Source organism: Paraburkholderia ginsengiterrae (assembly GCF_001645125.1).
Classification (GTDB): Bacteria; Pseudomonadota; Gammaproteobacteria; order Burkholderiales; family Burkholderiaceae; genus Paraburkholderia; species Paraburkholderia ginsengiterrae.
On sequence record NZ_LXKA01000073.1, the window covers coordinates 1 to 536 of the forward strand.

At 65.3% G+C, this 536-nt stretch carries 2 protein-coding genes; one reads left to right on the plus strand and one right to left on the minus strand.

Annotation, left to right across the window (positions count from 1 at the left end):
* Positions 1-38: 38 nt before the first annotated feature.
* On the minus strand, positions 39-281 hold the full coding sequence (locus tag A6V37_RS38785; protein WP_425262270.1) for a sulfatase-like hydrolase/transferase: 243 nt from the start codon (positions 279-281) through the stop codon (positions 39-41).
* Between the two features lie 22 nt (positions 282-303).
* On the opposite strand from A6V37_RS38785, the gene A6V37_RS38790 reads away from it, so the two are divergent.
* The gene (locus A6V37_RS38790) at positions 304-498 is read left to right on the plus strand and encodes a hypothetical protein (RefSeq protein ID WP_482194144.1); all 195 of its coding nucleotides are present in this window, start codon (positions 304-306) and stop codon (positions 496-498) included.
* Positions 499-536 lie beyond the last annotated feature (38 nt).

The following is a 536-nucleotide window of genomic DNA, read 5'->3' on the forward strand; positions in this document are numbered from 1 at the left end:
GACCGATGGTCGATGCGCGCTACGCCGCCTAAGCTGCATTACGCGCAGTGGGCATGGCCGTAGCACGCCTGCGTAGCCATCGCGGCACGCGTCCACTCGGTGCGCTTCAACCCTTGAGGCCGCCCTGGCGGAACCGACTGAAAAGCACCCGTGCGAATGGGAGGTCGACCGGTCATGAGTGCGCTGCGCGTCGGGACACAATCGCTTTCGACGTTGTAGTTGGGCAGGCGCATGCCGCTTTGAGCCAGAGCGTCGATGCGTGGCGTCGCGACGCCACGCATCGACGCTCTGGCTCAAAGCGGCATGCGCCTGCCCAACTACAACGTCGAAAGCGATTGTGTCCCGACGCGCAGCGCACTCATGACCGGTCGACCTCCCATTCGCACGGGTGCTTTTCAGTCGGTTCCGCCAGGGCGGCCTCAAGGGTTGAAGCGCACCGAGTGGACGCGTGCCGCGATGGCTACGCAGGCGTGCTACGGCCATGCCCACTGCGCGTAATGCAGCTTAGGCGGCGTAGCGCGCATCGACCATCGGTC

Excerpts from the sequence above, each read along its gene's own strand:
- A6V37_RS38790 (WP_482194144.1), top strand. The coding sequence starts at position 304 with ATGCGCCTGCCCAACTACAACGTCGAAAGCGATTGTGTCCCGACGCGC.
- A6V37_RS38785 (WP_425262270.1), bottom strand. The coding sequence starts at position 281 with ATGCGTGGCGTCGCGACGCCACGCATCGACGCTCTGGCTCAAAGCGGC.